Here is a 17,454-nt window from a genome sequence, read left to right as displayed (position 1 = left end):
GAGTGCAGGGATGCACACAAAGCATCGGGGCATGACGCTGCTGGAAGTGTTGTTGGCAGTCGTGGTGGTGGCCGTGGGCATGTTCGCAGCGGCAGCGATACAGTTGCAGGCATTGCAGGCTGCGGACAGCGCGCGCCGTGATGGGCAGGCGGTAATGGCGACGCACAGTGAGCGTGAACGGGGGCGTCGATGAGGCGCGCCCAAAGTGGTTTTGGTTTGCTTGAGTTGATGCTGGCGCTAGGTATCGGCTTGGTATTACTGGCGGCGGTTAGCCAGGTCTTTACATCAGCTCACCAGGCCTGGCGCCTGCAAAGTACCGCGGTGCGCATGAATGATGAGGCGCGGCAGGCATTGTTGCGCATGGCGCAGGACGTGCGCATGGCCGGAATGTTCGGCTGTATGCGCCTCAAACCTGGCGACTTCCTGGACGTGGCTGCGCAGCCTGCCTTTGCCCGGCCACTGCAGGCCGATAGGTCAAGCTTGAGCCTGGTTGTCGCCGAGCTGCCAGGGTATGCGGGCGACCCGGAGTGGACCGTGGTGACGAACTGTATCGACGAAGTGAGGGTTCATAAGCATCGAGTACAAGGCGATGAAAAGCTGATGGCTGTGCCCGTCAGTCGCCATCACTATGTGCACAGTGGCACCACGCTTTTCTTCAAGCGGGGCCACATTAATCAGCCACTGGTCGATCATGTACGGGAGCTGCGAGTGGAGTATGTACCTGGTGAGCGGGTCGATCTTCTACTCACATTGTATGAACCCAGCTTGCAGCTTGAGCAGCATCACTCGCTGAGCGTGGCACTCCGCAACCCGGTACCCGCTTCATGAGCCGCCAGCGTGGTGTGGTTCTTCTGTTGGCCCTGGTCCTGTGCATGCTGCTGGGTCTGCTTGCAGCATCTGCCCTGCGCGACGCCCTGGTGGAAACGCGAATGACGGGATACCTGAGCGATGGTCTGCGAGCGTTCGAAGAAGCCGAAGCTGCGTTGCAGGCAGGGAAACACGAACTTGAGCGGGCACCTCCTGACCCTTGTGGCGCGTGCCTGCCACCAGCCCGCCCGCACGATCTGGCAGGGCAGTGGCAGGGCACCCACAACGGTTACTTCCATATACAGAACCTGGGCACGAGCACTCGCGCTGCGCACTTGCCAGACGAGCAGCTGGTTACCCTGTTCCGCATAACTGGAGTCAGCAAGCAAACCCAGTCACGGCATGTGCTGGAAGCCGTCTATGCCATGGCTGGCGACACCACCCGGCGTATCAGCTGGCGGCAAAGACTGAGAGGAGACTGACATGCAGCAAGGCTTGAGCCTGATCGAGTTGTTGATTGTGCTGGCCGTGACCGGCATTCTGGCAGCCATTGCCTACCCCAGTTACAGCGACCAGCTTCGGCGAGCCGCACGCAGCGAAGTGGTTGGCCTGCTGCATGATGCCGCCCTGCGCCTGGAGCGCCACCGCGTGCGCACCGGCCAATATGCCGAGGGTGACCCGGCCTTGCCCGACGGTACCCGCTATTACAGCCTGCAGGCCCAGCGCGACAGCGACACCTTCACGCTGCGCGCACGGCGGCTGCCCAATGGGCTGATGGCGCAGGATCGCTGTGGCGACTTCCAGCTCGACCAGGCCGGCGCGCAGCGCAATCCGGGTGCCGTTGGCGGCAGCGAGCACTGCTGGGGAAGCTGAAGGTTGAATGATGCCCGGTGCATCGCGGTTTTACTTCAGGTGTTGGATCGACAGATGAGCAAGCAAGTAGTGGTGGTCGGCGGCGGGGTGATCGGCCTGCTGACGGCGTTCAACCTGGCGGCCAAGGTCGGGCAGGTGGTGGTATGTGACCAGGGTGAGGTCGGGCGTGAGTCGTCGTGGGCCGGTGGTGGCATCGTTTCGCCGCTGTACCCTTGGCGCTACAGCCCGGCTGTGACCGCCCTGGCGCACTGGTCGCAGGACTATTATCCGCAGCTGGGCGAGCGTTTGTTCGCCAGCACCGGTGTCGATCCCGAAGTGCACACCACGGGACTGTACTGGCTCGACCTGGATGACGAAGCCGAAGCGCTGGCCTGGGCCGAGCGTGAGCAGCGGCCGCTGAGTGCCGTGGATATCACGGTGGCCTACGGCGCAGTGCCGGTGCTGGGCCCGGGTTTCAAGCGCGCGATCTACATGGCTGGCGTGGCCAACGTGCGCAACCCGCGCCTGGTGAAATCGCTGAAGGCGGCGCTGCTGGCGCTGCCCAACGTCACCTTGCGCGAAAATTGCCAGATCACCGGCTTCGTTCAGCAGGGCGGGCGCGTGACCGGGGTGCAGACCGCTGAAGGTGTGCTGGCGGCGGATGAGGTGGTGCTCAGTGCCGGGGCCTGGAGTGGCGACCTGTTGCGTACCCTGGGCCTTGAGCTGCCGGTAGAGCCGGTGAAGGGCCAGATGATCCTGTTTAAATGCGCTGAGGACTTTTTGCCGAGCATGGTGCTGGCCAAGGGGCGCTATGCGATCCCGCGGCGGGATGGGCACATTCTGGTGGGTAGCACGCTGGAGCATGCCGGGTATGACAAGACCCCGACCGGAGATGCGCTGGAAAGCCTGAAGGCATCGGCGGTGGAGTTGCTGCCTGGGCTCGAAGGGGCCACGGTGGTGGGGCACTGGGCCGGGCTGCGGCCAGGCTCGCCAGAGGGCATTCCCTACATTGGGCCGGTGCCAGGGCACGAGGGGTTGTGGCTGAACTGCGGGCACTATCGCAACGGGTTGGTGCTGGCGCCAGCGTCTTGCCAGTTGTTTAGCGACTTGCTGACCGGTGCCGAGCCAATCATCGACCCGGCGCCGTATGCACCGGCAACGCGGTTGGGCTGAGGGCTTCTGCGGTCAAGCACAGCCCTTGAAGACCATGAAAACCCTGTGGGAGCGGGGTTTTCCCGCGAACACCGGCGAGGCCGGTGTCAGGCACCGCGTGGCCCCATTCGCGGGGCAAGCCCGCCCCCACAGTGATCACTGTTTTCTGCGTGACAGCGCAGCCCAAGGGGCTGGGCAATCTTCTACAGGTGTTGTGTTCAGCCCTGTCGGCCAGGCCCCTGTTGCAGGTGCGCCTGGCTGCAATACCACTCTTTGCCCTGCTGCAGCGCCCGGTCGTTGGGCAGGTGTACGCCGCAATGGGCGCAGCGCACCATCTGCAGTGGCGCATCCAGTTTCGCCTCGGGGTGCGACTGTTGGCTGACTTTGAACTTGCGCCACAGCCAGAACGCGGCGGCGATCAGGGCGATCCAGAAAAGTAGGCGAACCATGGTGTCCAGCTTGTCGGTTGAAGAAGCTGACAGTCTAGGATGCGGCCAATAAAAAAGGGAGGCCCAAGGCCTCCCTTTCATGTACCGCTGTGTATCAGTCGAACAGACCAAAGGTCATGTAGCTGAACCAGGAGCGGTCTTTTTCTGCTTGTTTCGGGCCTTCCGGCACGATCGGGTCGCCGTTTTCGTCTTTCGGCAGCAGCTCTTGCGGCATCTCGTCACGCGCGTCCTGGAACTGCTTGACCACGTCCTGGTTCGCGCGGGTTTCGCCCGGCGGCAGCGGCGTATCGGTTTCGATCAGGCCCAGGGTGGCCTTGGACAGCCAGCCGCGCCCGTCAGACTCGGTCTGCTTGGGCTGGAACTCGCCATCGGCCAGGCTCGGGTGGTCAGGGTAGTTGAGCTTGAGGGTTTCCAGGCTGCTGGCGGCCAGTTCGTCCAGGTGCATCTTCTGGTACGACTCGACCATTACTGCCAAGCCGTCGCCGACCGATGGGGTTTCCTGGAAGTTTTCTACCACGTAGCGGCCACGGTTGGCGGCGGCCACATAAGCCTGGCGGCTCAGGTAGTAGTCGGCCACGTGGATTTCATACGAAGCCAGCAGGTTGCGCAGGTAGATCATGCGCTGCTTGGCGTCGGGCGAGTAGCGGCTGTTGGGGAAGCGGCTGGTCAGCTGGGCGAACTCGTTGTACGAGTCGCGGGCGGCACCCGGGTCACGCTTGGTCATGTCCAGCGGCAGGAAACGGGCCAGCAGGCCACGGTCCTGGTCGAACGAGGTCAGGCCTTTCAGGTAGTAGGCGTAGTCGACGTTCGGGTGCTGCGGGTGCAGACGAATGAAGCGCTCGGCGGCCGACTTGGCAGCCTCGGGCTCGGAGTTCTTGTAGTTGGCGTAGATCAGCTCGAGCTGCGCCTGATCGGCATAGCGGCCGAACGGGTAGCGCGATTCCAGGGCCTTGAGCTTGTTTACGGCGCTGGTGTAGCTGGAGTTGTCCAGATCAGCTTGCGCCTGCTGGTACAGCTCGGCTTCGCTGAGGTTCTCGTCAATGACCTCTTTATTAGAGGAACAGGCCGCGGTAAGCCCGAGGATGGCGATCAGCAGCAGGTGTTTCACTTGCATGGCGGCTTGCGTCCCTTTGACGGCCGCTGTCTTGGGCGGTGCCGTCCTGTTATGATGAGCGCCCCGGCCAACCCCGGGACAAAAGAAGCCGTATTTAACCACAAGCTCGCAGCCGAAACCAAAGGCTGTGCGCCCGCCGAATCGAGCATGTCCGAGATCATTCAACTTAGCGCAGAGGTACCGTCCGAACTGGGCGGCCAACGCCTCGACCAGGTCGCCGCCCAATTGTTCGCTGAGTACTCGCGTTCGCGGCTTACTTCGTGGATCAAAGAGGGCCGCCTGACGGTCGATGGCGCCGTTGTGCGCCCTCGAGACACCGTCTATGGTGGCTCGCTGCTAGCACTGCAGGCCGAACAAGAGGCCCAGGGCGAGTGGATCCCAGAAGATATCGAACTGGATATCGTCTACGAAGACGACCATATCATGGTAATCAACAAGCCTGCCGGGCTGGTCGTGCATCCGGCTGCCGGTCATGCCAGTGGTACGCTGCTCAATGCGCTGCTGCACCACGTGCCAGACATCGTCAATGTACCGCGCGCCGGCATCGTTCACCGGCTGGATAAAGACACCACCGGCTTGATGGTGGTGGCCAAGACCTTGCAGGCGCAGACCAGGCTGGTCGAGCAGATGCAGGCGCGCAAGGTCAGCCGCATTTATGAATGCATCGTGATCGGCGTGGTCACTTCCGGTGGCAAGATCGATGCCCCGATCGGCCGCCACGGCGGCATGCGCCAGCGCATGGCAGTCACCGACGGCGGCAAGCCGGCGGTCAGCCACTACCGCGTGCTCAAGCGCTTCCGCTCGCACACCCACGTGCGGGTCAAGCTGGAAACCGGCCGTACTCACCAGATTCGTGTGCACATGGCCCATGTTGGTTTCCCGCTGGTCGGCGACCAGACGTACGGTGGGCGCTTCCGCATTCCGCCGGCTGCCAGCCCAACCATGGTCGAGGCGGTCAAGACCTTCCCGCGCCAGGCGCTGCACGCGCGTTTCCTGGCCTTGGCCCACCCGATTACCGGTGAAATCATGAAGTGGGAATCGCCACTGCCCGATGATTTCGTGTGGTTGCTGTCGCTGCTCAACCAGGACCGCGAGAGCTTTATCGGATGAGTGGCCTGACGCAGTCGCTGTTGTTTCCCGACTGGCCCGCCCCGGCCTCGGTTCGCGCCTGTGTCACCACCCGTCAGGGCGGCATCAGCCTGCCGCCCTACGAAACTTTCAACCTTGGCGACCACGTAGGGGATGACCCTGCTGCCGTTGCCGAGAACCGCCGCCGCCTGAGCGACGCGTTCGCCATCCGCCCTGCCTGGCTGAAGCAGGTGCATGGGCTGGTGGTGGCGGATGCCGACCCTGCCGTGGTGGCCGAAGCCGACGCCAGCTGGACCGACCAGCCTGGTATTGCCTGTACCGTGATGACCGCCGATTGCCTGCCCGCGCTGTTCTGCGACCGGGCCGGTACTCGCGTGGCGGCGGCGCATGCTGGCTGGCGCGGGTTGGCGGGCGGCGTGCTGGAAGCCACCCTGGACCGCCTGGCACTGCCGCCTGAAGAAGTGCTGGTGTGGCTGGGGCCAGCCATTGGCCCACAGGCTTTCGAAGTGGGGCTGGAAGTGCGTGATGCCTTTACCGCCGTGCACCCGCAAGCTGCTCGGGCATTCGTCGAGGGCGAACGGCCAGGCAAGCTGATGGCGGATATCTACGAGCTGGCGCGCATTCGTCTGGCTGCCCGTGGCGTAACTGCCGTGTATGGCGGCGGCCTGTGCACGGTCAGTGATGCGCGGTTCTTCTCCTATCGCCGTACCCCGCAGGGTGGGCGCTTCGCATCACTGGTGTGGCTGCAACCCCGCTAGCCTGTACTGGCCTCTTCGCGGGCTCGCCCGCTCCCACAGGAATCCACACCTTTTGAAACTGTTGGTGTACCTGTGGGAGCGGGCATGCCCGCGAATGGCCACCGTTAATTCAACAGGTTGACTTCGGTCAACCCCGCTACGCTTGAATCTTCCAGAATCAGCCTTATCTATAAGGTCATCTCAGGCAGGTTTCTTCATAAACAGGCGCTGTCCATCGCTCCGACCTGCCCTTTAAAGGAAGGTACACCATGCGAATAGACCGTTTGACCAGCAAGCTGCAACTCGCAATATCCGATGCTCAATCCCTGGCCGTTGGCATGGACCACCCTGCCATCGAGCCCGTGCACCTGATGCAGGCACTGCTCGAACAGCAGGGCGGTTCGATCAAGCCGCTGCTGATGCAGGTTGGCTTCGACATCAACAGCCTGCGCCAGGCGCTGGTGAAAGGACTCGACCAGCTACCAAAAATCCAGAACCCGACCGGCGACGTGAACATGTCGCAGGACCTGGCGCGCCTGCTCAACCAGGCCGACCGCCTGGCCCAGCAGAAAGGCGACCAGTTCATTTCCAGCGAACTGGTGCTGCTGGCCGCCATGGACGAGAACAGCAAGCTCGGCAAGCTGCTGCTGAGCCAGGGCGTGAGCAAAAAGGCCCTGGAAAATGCCATCAACAACCTGCGCGGTGGTGCCGCAGTCAATGACGCCAACGCCGAAGAGTCGCGCCAGGCGCTGGACAAGTACACCGTCGACCTGACCAAGCGCGCCGAAGAAGGCAAGCTGGACCCGGTAATCGGCCGTGACGATGAAATCCGCCGTACCGTGCAGGTGCTGCAACGCCGTACCAAGAACAACCCGGTGCTGATCGGTGAGCCTGGTGTGGGTAAAACCGCCATCGCCGAAGGCCTGGCCCAGCGCATCATCAATGGTGAAGTGCCTGACGGCCTCAAGGGCAAGCGCCTGCTGGCGCTGGACATGGGGGCGCTGATTGCCGGTGCCAAATACCGTGGCGAGTTCGAAGAGCGCCTGAAATCCCTGCTGAACGAGCTGTCCAAGCAGGAAGGCCAGATCATCCTGTTCATCGACGAACTGCACACCATGGTCGGCGCCGGCAAAGGCGAGGGCGCCATGGACGCGGGCAACATGCTCAAGCCTGCCTTGGCCCGTGGCGAATTGCACTGCGTCGGTGCCACCACGCTGAACGAGTACCGCCAGTTCATCGAGAAGGACGCCGCCCTGGAGCGCCGCTTCCAGAAGGTGCTGGTGGAGGAGCCGAGCGAGGAAGATACCATCGCTATCCTGCGTGGTCTGAAAGAGCGCTATGAAGTGCACCACAAAGTGGCCATCACCGACGGTGCCATTATCGCTGCGGCCAAGCTCAGCCACCGCTACATCACCGACCGCCAGCTGCCGGACAAGGCTATTGACCTGATCGACGAAGCGGCCAGCCGTATCCGCATGGAGATCGACTCCAAGCCGGAAGTGCTCGATCGCCTTGATCGCCGCCTGATCCAACTGAAGGTGGAATCGCAGGCGCTGAAGAAGGAAGAAGACGAAGCAGCGAAAAAACGCCTTGAGAAGCTGACCGAGGAAATCGAGCGGCTGGAGCGTGAATATTCCGACCTGGAAGAAATCTGGGCATCGGAGAAGGCAGAGGTGCAGGGCTCGGCGCAGATCCAGCAAAAGATCGAGCAGGCCCGCCAGGAGCTGGAAGCCGCCCGTCGTAAAGGCGACCTGAGCCGCATGGCCGAGCTGCAGTACGGGGTGATCCCCGACCTGGAGCGCAGCCTGCAGATGGTCGACCAGCACGGCAAGACCGAGAACCAGTTGCTGCGCAACAAGGTGACCGAGGAAGAAATTGCCGAGGTGGTGTCGAAGTGGACCGGTATTCCCGTGTCGAAGATGCTCGAAGGTGAGCGCGATAAGCTGCTGAAAATGGAAGCATTGCTGCACCAGCGTGTGATTGGCCAGGACGAAGCGGTGACCGCCGTCGCCAACGCAGTACGTCGCTCGCGTGCGGGGCTGTCTGACCCGAGCCGGCCAAGCGGTTCGTTCCTGTTCCTTGGCCCCACCGGTGTGGGCAAGACCGAGCTGTGCAAGGCGCTGGCCGAGTTCCTGTTCGACACCGAAGAGGCGATGGTACGCATCGACATGTCCGAGTTCATGGAGAAACACTCCGTGGCTCGCCTGATCGGTGCACCACCAGGGTATGTAGGGTATGAAGAGGGCGGTTACCTGACCGAGGCCGTACGGCGCAAGCCATACTCGGTGGTGCTGCTGGATGAGGTGGAGAAAGCCCACCCGGATGTGTTCAACGTGCTGCTGCAGGTGCTGGAAGACGGCCGCCTGACCGACAGCCACGGGCGCACCGTGGACTTCCGCAACACGGTGATCGTGATGACTTCCAACCTGGGCTCGGCGCAGATCCAGGAACTGGTAGGCGACCGCGAGGCACAGCGTGCGGCGGTGATGGATGCAGTGGGCGCGCACTTCCGTCCGGAGTTCATCAACCGTATCGACGAAGTGGTGGTGTTCGAGCCACTGGGCCGCGAGCAGATTGCCGGCATTACCGAGATCCAGCTGGGCCGCCTGCGCAGCCGTCTGCTGGAGCGCGAACTGTCGCTGAGCCTGAGCCCGGAGGCGTTGGACAAGCTGATTGCCGTGGGTTACGACCCGGTGTACGGCGCACGGCCGCTGAAGCGGGCTATCCAGCGCTGGATCGAAAACCCGCTGGCGCAGCTGATCCTGGCAGGCCAGTTTGTGCCAGGTACGTCGATTACCGCCACGGTGGAAGGCGACGAAATCGTCTTCGGCTAATGCGTTGCACCATGAGCCCCGCTTCTGCGGGGCTTTTTTTTGCTTTCTCACACCCGCTGTGGGGCCCCTGTGGGAGCGGGTTTACCCGCGAAGAGGCCGGTGCAGCCCAGTAAAACCGGGGCTTTCGGGGAATTCAGGTTAACTTGCTGAAATTTTTGAAATTTTTGCTTGCATCAAGATTCGGGTGACCCTAATATACGCCGCGTTGTCAGGCACTAAGCGAATCACCAGCAACATCGGTGACCGCAAAACAACTTACAAATCAGTAAGTTGAATGAAAAAAAGTGGTTGACAAGCAAAACGAAGAATGTAGAATAGCCGGCCTCAGCAGCGACAAAGCGAAAGCTAATAAGCTAAAGAGTCCGAAGCGAACACAGTCTTCGGAGTAGTAATCGGTAGTTGTACCGAAATTTAGTTCCGCGATAGCTCAGTCGGTAGAGCAAATGACTGTTAATCATTGGGTCCCTGGTTCGAGTCCAGGTCGCGGAGCCAATCTCGGGGTGTAGCGCAGTCCGGTAGCGCGCCTGCTTTGGGAGCAGGATGTCAGGAGTTCGAATCCCCTCACCCCGACCATTTTCCGGGTCGTTAGCTCAGTTGGTAGAGCAGTTGGCTTTTAACCAATTGGTCGTAGGTTCGAATCCTACACGACCCACCATGTAAAGAAGGGCATCTCAAAGAGATGCCCTTTTTTTTGAAAGACCCGGGGTGTAGCGCAGTCCGGTAGCGCGCCTGCTTTGGGAGCAGGATGTCAGGAGTTCGAATCCCCTCACCCCGACCATTTTTGGGTCGTTAGCTCAGTTGGTAGAGCAGTTGGCTTTTAACCAATTGGTCGTAGGTTCGAATCCTACACGACCCACCATGAATAAAGGGCATCTCGAAAGAGATGCCCTTTTTCTTTTGCTCAGATTTAACCCACCTTTTACCGCAACACGGGCCCTTGTGGGAGCAGCCTTGTGCTGCGAAAGGGCCGGTACGGCAAAAGATTTTCTCGGCGGGTAATGGCCTCTTCGCAGCACCAGGCTGCTCCTACAGGTCAGCGCATTGCCTGCAGGAGCGGGTGCCTGTCAGTGCAGCTTCAGGCGCGGCTCGGTACCCCGGCCAATCTTGCTACCCAGCATCATCAACGCCGTGCGGAAGAACCCGTACAACGCCATCTGGTGCATGCGGTACAGCGACACGTAGAACATCCGCGCCAGCCAGCCTTCCAGCTTTACGCTGCCCATCAGGTTACCCATCAGGTTGCCCACCGCCGAGAAGCGCGACAGCGACACCAGCGAGCCGTAGTCTTTGTACTCGTAAGTCGGCAGCGCCTTGTTCTCCAGCCGCGCCTTCAGGCTCTGCGCGAGCATCGACGCCTGTTGGTGCGCGGCCTGGGCCCGGGGCGGCACGTTGCGGTCGCTGCCCGGTTGCGGGCAGGCGGCGCAGTCGCCGAAGGCGAAGATGTTGTCGTCGCGGGTAGTCTGCAGGGTAGGGCGCACCACCAGTTGGTTGATACGGTTGGTTTCCAGGCCATCGATGTCTTTGAGGAAGCCAGGCGCACGGATACCGGCCGCCCACACTTTCAGGCTGGCCTGGATCACTTCGCCGTCCTTGGTCTTCAGGCCGTCCTCGGTCACTTCACTGACGGCAGCGTTGGTCAACACCTTCACCCCGAGCTTTTCCAGGGTCTTGTGCACCGGCACGCTGATGCGCTCTGGCAGCGCCGGCAGCACGCGCGGGCCTGCCTCGATGAGGGTGATGTGCATGTCCTTTGGCTGGATGCGGTCCAGGCCATAGGCCGCCAGTTCGTGGGCGGCATGGTGCAGTTCGGCCGCCAGCTCCACGCCGGTGGCACCGGCGCCGACGATGGCTACGCTGATCTGCTCGCTGGCCACGTCGCCGGCGTGGGCGCGCAGGTAGTGGTTGAGCAATTGCTGGTGGAAACGCTCGGCCTGCTTGCGCGTGTCGAGGAACAGGCAATGCTGCGCCGCGCCCAAGGTGCCGAAGTCGTTGGTATTGGAACCCACGGCAATGACCAGGGTGTCATAGCCCAGGGTGCGCGCAGGCAGCAGTTCGCGGCCCTCATCATCGAGGGTGGCGGCCAGTTGAATCTGCTTGCCCTCGCGGTCCAGGCCGCTCATACGCCCCAGCTGGAAGTTGAAGTGGTTCCACTTGGCCTGCGCCACGTAGTTGAGTTCGTCTTCCGAGGAGTTCAGCGAGCCGGCGGCCACTTCGTGCAGCAGTGGCTTCCAGATGTGCGTCAGGTTGGTGTCGACCAGGGTGATCTCGGCTTGCTTGCGCTTGCCCAGGCTTTTACCCAGGCGGGTCGCCAGTTCCAGGCCGCCGGCGCCACCGCCGACAATCACGATGCGATGAGTCATGGGGATATCTCATAAGGTTTACGGAATTCGTGGCCCGGGGGGCCGGCCGCAAACTGCACGAGGGGAGGGCGAGCGCGAGGCAGCTCATAGCACCAGTCCACTCAGCAGGCGGCTGATGAGACCCAACCCGATGGTCACGGCTACCACCAGCACAAGGAGCAGCCACGGCCGGAAAGGCCTGCGCTCGACTTGATGCTGGGGGGCTCGCAGATACTCATCGACACGACGCTGATCTTCCGGGTTCAGGCGGCTGGTCATGGTGGGCCTCGTCAGGTAGACGTCTGTGACTGCGCAAACGCTACAGCGTTCGTGCAGGCGCTTGAAACAAATGATAATGCTTTCTATCCCTGGCGCCGAGTGTACGCCATCGCAAACACTCGCTGCACTGGATCAAAGACTGATGCCCACGTCGAAGACAATGCTACGGCCCAGGTTGCCGCGCAGGAAGTCTGGTGCATCGGGGTGGGCGAACAGCACCCGGGCAAAGGTCGGCCCCACCAGCGACAGCGAGCGCCAGCCCTGGCGCAGGTATTCGGTGGGCGGCGGGAAGTGGGTGTTCAGGTCGAGCACTTCGCGCTTGAGGCTGGCGAAGGCGATGATGTCCAGCTCGTTCAGCTCCAGCCCGCGTTCCCGGTAGTTGTGCGCCTTCTTGCGCAAGGTCGGCGCCAGGCGCCCCAGCAGCTCGGTGGCACTGATGCGCCGCGGGCGCGCTTCACGGCGCACCAGCTGTGCCAGGGAAAACGCACTGCGCCGGCGCTGCAGCTCTTCGCGCCACTCATCGTTCAGCCGACGCCCCTCGTCGAGCACAAAAAACACCTCGAAGGCCGCGTCGCGGAACAGCACATCGGGCGGCTCTTGCCCGGCCGGGGTGAAGTCTTCGCTGCGGTAGGGGATATTCAACCCCTGCAACAGTCGCTGGCACACCCAACGCTCCCGCTCCCACTTGCGGGCGTTGGAGAGAAAGGCGTTAGCTTGTTCGGCCTGGATGGTAAGCAGGCGCAGGTAGTCTGAGTCATCCATGCAGACAAGCTTAGCCGCTAATCGATGACGGTAAGATGCTGTTTAAGCGTGGGAATCAGCTCAATACTGGCCACTGCTGCACGAGCCCGACCAGGTGCACCAGGCCGAAGCCCAGGCAGAACAGCGAACTGACTACGATAAAACGCTGCGAACGCCCGGTGCCCGCCAGCAATGTTGGTCCCAGCACGCCGCGTAGCAGGTACACCAGGGTGATCAGGCAGAGGATTGGCAGCAGCAACGGCAGCCTGCCGATTGCCCCTGCCGCCGACAGCGCATAAGCCGACCAGGCCAGTAACACGCAGGCGATGGCGGCGGTGATCAGCCCCGGGTACCAGCGACCCTTTTCGGCTGCCACCGCCATACGCTCGCCAGCCCCGAACAAACGGTACCAAGGCGGGCCTACGGCGATGATGACGAGATGAAGTACGCCGATGATGGCGTTGAGTGCCGCTGCCAGCAGCAGGGCAGGGTTGAGTCCTTCCGGCATGACCAATGCTTCCTGCATCGAACGAGGCCGCCAGCCTACCGCAGCCGAAGGAAAGGGAGAATGGGTGTAGACTCGGTTTTATCCACATGGCTGCAATGGGTATTGTTCAGGTGATCAGCGCGCAGGTGTTGTCCGGTACCACGTTAAGCCTTGGCTGGCTGGGTTATGTGCCATTGCTGATCTGGGCGGTAAGCCGGGTTCGCTGGGTTGAACTGTTCACCGACCGGCGCCGCCAGCATCTGCTGTTTGGCACGGTGTTCTGCCTGTTTGCGCTGTGGTTGGTGAGGCGCGATTTCGATACCGGGGTGTCGTACCACTTCATTGGCATGACGGCGGTCACCCTGTTGCTGGACTGGCCGCTGGCGGTGCTGGGCGGGTTCATGGCCCAGCTCGGCTTGCTGGCGCTGGGGCGCCAGGACCTGGCGGCGCTGGGGGTGAATGGCTTGTTGCTGGTTGGCTTGCCGGTGCTGATTACCGAGGTGTGCGCGATACTGGTCGAGCGTGCACAGCCGCGAAACCTGTTCGTGTATATCTTCTGTTCGGGGTTCTTCCCGGCAGCACTGACCGTGCTGGTTTGCGTGCCCGCAGCGCTAGGCTTGTTGTGGCTGGACGGGCGTTTTGCCCTGCCGGAGTGGCTCAGCGACTTTGTCGGCTATCTGTGGCTGATGATGTTCCCCGAGGCGTTCATCAACGGCATGGTGATCAGTGCGCTGGTGGTGTTTTGCCCGGAGTGGCTGGAAACCTTCAACCGCACGCGGTACCTGCAGGCGCCCTGGAAGGAAGATGAGCGGTGAATGTATGGTGGCTGCGCCGGCCTCTTCGCGGGTAAACCCGCTCCCACAGGTACTGCACAGCACTCAGAGGTTGCACTCTCACTGTGGGAGCGGGCATGCCCGTGAACACGGGCGAAGCCCGTGCCATCCCCTGCGCCGCCTGCTTCGCGGGCTTGCCCGCTCCCACAGGTACCGCGCGGGTTGTGGGCCCACGTTGTATGTGTGGATCAGCTCAATGCCGCGGCTCCAGGTCTCCCGAATACAGCTCATCCTCGGACTCTTCTGCCCCCGGAATCTTGTGCTCTTCGGCCGCCCAGGCCCCCAGGTCGATCAGCTTGCAACGGTCCGAACAAAACGGCCGGAACGCACTTTTCTCGTTCCATTCCACAGGTGCGCCACAGGTCGGGCAATCGACGGTCAATGGCTGGCTCATGGCTGGCCTCCTTTCAAAGTCAGGTAAAAGTGGTGCAGGCGGTCAATCTGCTCATGCAGCGCGGCCAGGTCGCCGTCGTTGACCACCACATCATCGGCATGGCGCAGGCGTTCCTCACGGGCCAGTTGGGCCTGCAGAATCGCCTGCACCTGTTCGGCACTGGTGTTGTCCCGCGCCAAGGTACGGGCTATTTGCAGTTCCTGCGGCGCATCGATCACCAGCACGCGCTGGGTCTTGTGGTACTGCCCCGATTCGATCAGCAACGGCGACACATACACCGCATACGGTGACTGCGCCTTGGCCAGGTAGCTGAAAATCTCCTGCCCGATCAGCGGGTGCAGCAGTTGCTCCAGCCATTTGCGCTGCGCCGGGTCGGCGAAGATCAGCTGGCGCAGGGCGGCGCGATCAAGCTGGCCGTCAGCCTGCAACACACCCGGGCCGAAGCGCTCGACGATGCTGGCCAGGGCCGGGCGGCCAGGTTCGACAACCCAGCGCGCCGCCTGGTCGGCATCGACCAGGTGCACGCCAAGTTCGACAAAACGCTCGGCAGCGGCGCTCTTGCCGCTACCAATGCCGCCGGTCAGGCCGAGAATCCAGGGGGTAAAGGCTGCAGTGGCCATCAGTATCCAAGCAGTTGCATGTAAGAGGCGTATATTTCATCACCCCAGAGCACAGCAATCCACCCCGCAATCGCCAGATAAGGGCCAAAGGGGATCGCCGTACTCAGCGCATGCCGGCGCAAACGCAGCAGGCACACGCCTACCAGCGCCCCCACCACCGACGACAGCAGCAGCGTCAACGGCAGCACCTGCCAGCCGCCCCAGGCCCCGATCAGCGCCATCAGCTTGAAGTCGCCATAGCCCATGCCTTCCTTGCCGGTGACCAGCTTGAACACCCAGTACACCGTCCACAGGCTAAGATACCCGGCCACCGCGCCCCACAACGCGTCAGCCAGTGGCACATACAGGCCGAAGGCGTTCACGATTAGCCCAAGCCACAGCATCGGCAGCACCAGCACATCCGGCAGCAATTGGTGGTCCGCATCGATCAGGCTCAGGGCTAGCAGGCACCAAGTGAGCGGCAGTGCCAGCAACGCCTCGGCCGAAGCACCAAAGCGCCAGGCCACCACCAGCGACAGCAGCGCGCTGGCTATCTCGACCAGCGGGTAGCGCGGGCTGATACGGGCCTTGCAGGCTGAGCAACGCCCGCGCAAGGCCAGGTAGCTGAGTACCGGAATGTTCTCCCACGCGCGAATCTGATGCGCGCAATGCGGGCAGCGGGATGCCGGCAGGCACAGGTCGAAGCGTTCGTGTCGCGCAAGCGGCAGCCCCAATACCTCTTGCGCCTCACGCTGCCATTGTCGCCCCAGCATGATCGGCAGGCGATACACCAGCACGTTGAGAAAGCTGCCCACCAGGAGGCCGAGCACCATGGCCAGGGTAAGGAAGTACGCCGGCTGCTCAGCCAGCAAAGTCCATAGAGTCATGTTCAGATCAGGCTACCCAACTGGAAGATCGGCAGGTACATCGCCACCACCAGGCCACCCACCAGTAGGCCCAGTATCAGCACGATGGCCGGCTCCAGCAGGCTGGTCAACTGGTCCAGCGCCTGGCTGACCTGTTCCTCGTAATGGCTGGCGGCTTTTTCCAGCATCTGGTCCAGAGTGCCGCTGGACTCACCGATGGCCGTCAGCTGCACCAGCAACGGTGGAAACAGCATCTCGCCTGCCATCGCCTGGTTCAGCCCTTGCCCATTGGCCATGCCCTGGCGCAGCCGCAGCACCGCCTGCTCATGCAGCTCGCCCCCGGTCACCCTGGCCACCGTGCCCAGCGCATCCAGCAACGGCACCCCGGCGCCGTACGACGTTGCCAGGCTACGCGCAAACCGCGCCAGCGCCGCCTCCCTCAGCAACTTGCCGAACACCGGCAAGCCCAGCACCCGCCGAGATATCCACAGGCGCGCTGGCGCATGCTGCCGGTACAGCTGGCGCACGGCCAAACCCAGCACCACCCCCATCACCAGCAACAGCGGCGCAAACCGGCTCAGCCCTGAGGACAAGTCGATCACCCACTGGGTAAATGCTGGCAACGCCGCGCCCATGCCCGAGAACATGCTTTCAAATTTCGGGATAACCTCCAGCAACAAGATCGCCGACACCCCCAGCCCGGTCAGCAACAGCAGCAGCGGATAGACCATCGCCTTGCGCACCTTCTTGTGCAGCGCCCGGCGCTGTTCCAGCATGCCCGCCAGTTGTTCCAGCTGCCGGTCAAGCGTGCCCGACTGCTCACCCACACGCACCAGGTTGCAGTACAGCGGGTCAAACCACGCCGGGTGGCGCTGCAACGCATCTGCCAGCCCAAGGCCCGAGGCCACATCCTGTTTCAATCTATCCAGCAACGCCGCCTGTGCCGCATCGCAACCACTGCGCCCCATCACTTCGAATGCCTGCAGCAGCGGCACCCCGGCCTTGAGCAAGGTCGCCAACTGCCGGCTGAAACCCGCCGGGTCCGCCTTCGCCCGCCGCTTCGGCAAACTGAATGTCAGCCCGCTGACTGGCCGCAAACTGGCCACCGTGATGCCCTGGCGAATCAGCCCGGCACGCACATAAGCCGGGCTGCGCCCAGGTGTTTGGCCGCTGACCGGCGTGCCGTTCGCGTCTGTGCCGTGCCAGCTGTAGAGCAGTGAAGTTGACGTCATGCAAAGGTCCTTTTTCAGCCCCGGCGACAAGCCTGGAAACAGCTTGCCGCGTCCATGCCAGGGCGCGCGTCCATGATGCTCACTAGAGTAGTTCAGCGAAGATGACGCCCAAGCGGGCAGGGGTGACAAAAGGTGTCTGTTCAGGCCTACTGCGCCGCTGCCGGTTGGGGCGCAACCCACCTCAATGTGTAAGCGAATCAAAAAGGAAAGATGTTCATGAAAGGGCAACGCGGTATCACCCTGATCGAACTGATGATCGTTGTCGCGATCATCGGCATTCTGGCGACCATCGCCTTACCGATGTACACCAACCACCAGGCACGCTCCAAGGCCGCGGCCGGGCTGCTGGAAATCAGCGCGCTGAAGACGGCGATGGATTTGCGGTTGAATGACGGGAAAGACGTAGCGGCCGTGGCCGAACTGGGTGGCCAGCCGGCAACGGCGCATTGTGCGATTACCGCTAGCGGCAAGGCCGCAGATGGCAGCGGCAGCATTGCTTGCACGCTGGTGGATGCGCCGGCAAACGTGCTGGGCAAGGCACTGACCCTGACGCGTTCCGCCAGCGGCTGGGCGTGCACCACCGACATCGAGGAAGACCTGGCGCCCAAGGGGTGCAAGGGGGCTTGAGGGCAGGGCAATAAACTAGCGGA

General features: G+C 62.5%; 20 protein-coding genes and 5 tRNA genes. 15 read left to right on the top strand and 10 right to left on the bottom strand.

Features of this window, described 5'->3' with window-relative positions:
• Positions 1 to 10 precede the first annotated feature (10 nt).
• From CKW35_RS11230 to thiO, 5 genes are read left to right on the top strand one after another with little or no spacing between them, the layout of a single operon-like run.
• On the top strand, positions 11 to 193 hold the full coding sequence (locus CKW35_RS11230) for a prepilin-type N-terminal cleavage/methylation domain-containing protein (protein ID WP_016484784.1): 183 nt from the start codon (positions 11 to 13) through the stop codon (positions 191 to 193).
• Complete coding sequence (locus CKW35_RS11225) at positions 190 to 828, top strand: PilW family protein (RefSeq protein ID WP_016484785.1); 639 nt, start codon at positions 190 to 192, stop codon at positions 826 to 828. The genes CKW35_RS11230 and CKW35_RS11225 overlap by 4 nt, the downstream gene beginning before the upstream one ends.
• On the top strand, positions 825 to 1,289 hold the full coding sequence (locus tag CKW35_RS11220) for a hypothetical protein (protein ID WP_016484786.1): 465 nt from the start codon (positions 825 to 827) through the stop codon (positions 1,287 to 1,289). The genes CKW35_RS11225 and CKW35_RS11220 overlap by 4 nt, the downstream gene beginning before the upstream one ends.
• A gap of 1 nt (position 1,290) precedes the next feature.
• Positions 1,291 to 1,680: a type IV pilin protein gene (locus tag CKW35_RS11215; protein WP_060519473.1), complete on the top strand. Its 390-nt coding sequence runs from the start codon at positions 1,291 to 1,293 to the stop codon at positions 1,678 to 1,680.
• Positions 1,681 to 1,734: 54 nt separating this feature from the next.
• The gene (gene thiO / locus CKW35_RS11210) at positions 1,735 to 2,832 is read left to right on the top strand and encodes a glycine oxidase ThiO (protein WP_016484788.1); all 1,098 of its coding nucleotides are present in this window, start codon (positions 1,735 to 1,737) and stop codon (positions 2,830 to 2,832) included.
• Positions 2,833 to 3,029: 197 nt separating this feature from the next.
• On the opposite strand, the gene CKW35_RS11200 is transcribed toward thiO, so the two are convergent.
• Complete coding sequence (locus tag CKW35_RS11200) at positions 3,030 to 3,260, bottom strand: PP0621 family protein (protein WP_016484789.1); 231 nt, start codon at positions 3,258 to 3,260, stop codon at positions 3,030 to 3,032.
• A 94-nt stretch (positions 3,261 to 3,354) separates the two neighbouring features.
• A complete protein-coding gene (locus tag CKW35_RS11195; protein ID WP_016484790.1) occupies positions 3,355 to 4,374 on the bottom strand; it encodes an outer membrane protein assembly factor BamD in 1,020 nt (339 codons plus the stop codon).
• A 147-nt stretch (positions 4,375 to 4,521) separates the two neighbouring features.
• Between CKW35_RS11195 and rluD the strand changes: the two genes are divergently transcribed.
• The 8 genes from rluD (at position 4,522) to CKW35_RS11155 (ending at position 9,893) form a co-directional block, all read left to right on the top strand.
• Positions 4,522 to 5,484, top strand: coding sequence for a 23S rRNA pseudouridine(1911/1915/1917) synthase RluD (gene rluD / locus CKW35_RS11190; protein ID WP_024718082.1), 963 nt, complete (start codon positions 4,522 to 4,524; stop codon positions 5,482 to 5,484).
• The gene (pgeF, locus tag CKW35_RS11185; protein WP_016484792.1) at positions 5,481 to 6,221 is read left to right on the top strand and encodes a peptidoglycan editing factor PgeF; all 741 of its coding nucleotides are present in this window, start codon (positions 5,481 to 5,483) and stop codon (positions 6,219 to 6,221) included. Before rluD ends, pgeF begins: the two co-directional genes overlap by 4 nt.
• A 248-nt stretch (positions 6,222 to 6,469) precedes the next feature.
• Positions 6,470 to 9,034, top strand: a complete 2,565-nt coding sequence (gene clpB, locus CKW35_RS11180) for an ATP-dependent chaperone ClpB (protein ID WP_095115938.1) — start codon at positions 6,470 to 6,472, stop codon at positions 9,032 to 9,034.
• 416 nt (positions 9,035 to 9,450) lie between these two features.
• Positions 9,451 to 9,526: transfer RNA gene (locus CKW35_RS11175), tRNA-Asn, on the top strand.
• A 4-nt stretch (positions 9,527 to 9,530) separates the two neighbouring features.
• Positions 9,531 to 9,607, top strand: a tRNA-Pro gene (locus tag CKW35_RS11170).
• A gap of 6 nt (positions 9,608 to 9,613) precedes the next feature.
• A tRNA-Lys gene (locus tag CKW35_RS11165) sits at positions 9,614 to 9,689 on the top strand.
• A gap of 46 nt (positions 9,690 to 9,735) precedes the next feature.
• A tRNA-Pro gene (locus tag CKW35_RS11160) sits at positions 9,736 to 9,812 on the top strand.
• Between the two features lie 5 nt (positions 9,813 to 9,817).
• Positions 9,818 to 9,893 (top strand) — tRNA-Lys (locus CKW35_RS11155).
• 205 nt (positions 9,894 to 10,098) lie between these two features.
• Here CKW35_RS11155 and CKW35_RS11150 read toward each other — a convergent pair.
• The 4 genes from CKW35_RS11150 to CKW35_RS11135 all read right to left on the bottom strand — a co-directional run bounded on the left by CKW35_RS11150 (position 10,099) and on the right by CKW35_RS11135 (position 12,901).
• Positions 10,099 to 11,394: an NAD(P)/FAD-dependent oxidoreductase gene (locus CKW35_RS11150; protein ID WP_016484794.1), complete on the bottom strand. Its 1,296-nt coding sequence runs from the start codon at positions 11,392 to 11,394 to the stop codon at positions 10,099 to 10,101.
• 84 nt (positions 11,395 to 11,478) lie between these two features.
• A complete protein-coding gene (locus tag CKW35_RS11145; RefSeq protein WP_013970765.1) occupies positions 11,479 to 11,652 on the bottom strand; it encodes a DUF3094 family protein in 174 nt (57 codons plus the stop codon).
• A 132-nt stretch (positions 11,653 to 11,784) separates the two neighbouring features.
• A complete protein-coding gene (locus CKW35_RS11140) occupies positions 11,785 to 12,414 on the bottom strand; it encodes a DUF1780 domain-containing protein (protein WP_013970766.1) in 630 nt (209 codons plus the stop codon).
• A 55-nt stretch (positions 12,415 to 12,469) separates the two neighbouring features.
• Positions 12,470 to 12,901, bottom strand: a complete 432-nt coding sequence (locus CKW35_RS11135) for a hypothetical protein (protein ID WP_095115936.1) — start codon at positions 12,899 to 12,901, stop codon at positions 12,470 to 12,472.
• 86 nt (positions 12,902 to 12,987) lie between these two features.
• On the opposite strand from CKW35_RS11135, the gene CKW35_RS11130 reads away from it, so the two are divergent.
• A complete protein-coding gene (locus CKW35_RS11130; protein ID WP_060519469.1) occupies positions 12,988 to 13,695 on the top strand; it encodes an energy-coupling factor ABC transporter permease in 708 nt (235 codons plus the stop codon).
• A 211-nt stretch (positions 13,696 to 13,906) separates the two neighbouring features.
• Here CKW35_RS11130 and yacG read toward each other — a convergent pair whose 3' ends face one another.
• From yacG to CKW35_RS11110, 4 genes are read right to left on the bottom strand one after another with little or no spacing between them, the layout of a single operon-like run.
• Complete coding sequence (gene yacG, locus CKW35_RS11125) at positions 13,907 to 14,107, bottom strand: DNA gyrase inhibitor YacG (protein WP_016484797.1); 201 nt, start codon at positions 14,105 to 14,107, stop codon at positions 13,907 to 13,909.
• Positions 14,104 to 14,727 (bottom strand): dephospho-CoA kinase, encoded by a 624-nt coding sequence (gene coaE, locus CKW35_RS11120; protein WP_016484798.1) that lies wholly within the window; start codon positions 14,725 to 14,727, stop codon positions 14,104 to 14,106. The genes yacG and coaE overlap by 4 nt, the downstream gene beginning before the upstream one ends.
• Positions 14,727 to 15,593 carry an A24 family peptidase gene (locus CKW35_RS11115; RefSeq protein ID WP_070086709.1) on the bottom strand — a complete coding sequence of 289 codons (867 nt, stop codon included), beginning with the start codon at positions 15,591 to 15,593 and terminating at the stop codon, positions 14,727 to 14,729. Before CKW35_RS11115 ends, coaE begins: the two co-directional genes overlap by 1 nt.
• Positions 15,594 to 15,595: 2 nt before the next feature.
• Positions 15,596 to 16,804 carry a type II secretion system F family protein gene (locus tag CKW35_RS11110; RefSeq protein WP_070086710.1) on the bottom strand — a complete coding sequence of 403 codons (1,209 nt, stop codon included), beginning with the start codon at positions 16,802 to 16,804 and terminating at the stop codon, positions 15,596 to 15,598.
• 216 nt (positions 16,805 to 17,020) lie between these two features.
• Here CKW35_RS11110 and CKW35_RS11105 point away from each other — a divergent pair, with 216 nt between their 5' ends.
• The gene (locus CKW35_RS11105) at positions 17,021 to 17,431 is read left to right on the top strand and encodes a pilin (RefSeq protein WP_016484801.1); all 411 of its coding nucleotides are present in this window, start codon (positions 17,021 to 17,023) and stop codon (positions 17,429 to 17,431) included.
• Positions 17,432 to 17,454: the final 23 nt, after the last annotated feature.

Source organism: Pseudomonas sp. Irchel 3F3 (assembly GCF_900187545.1).
GTDB lineage: Bacteria > Pseudomonadota > Gammaproteobacteria > Pseudomonadales > Pseudomonadaceae > Aquipseudomonas > Aquipseudomonas fortuita.
Note: the sequence above shows the minus strand (reverse complement) of the source record. Positions and strands in the feature narration are given on the sequence as shown.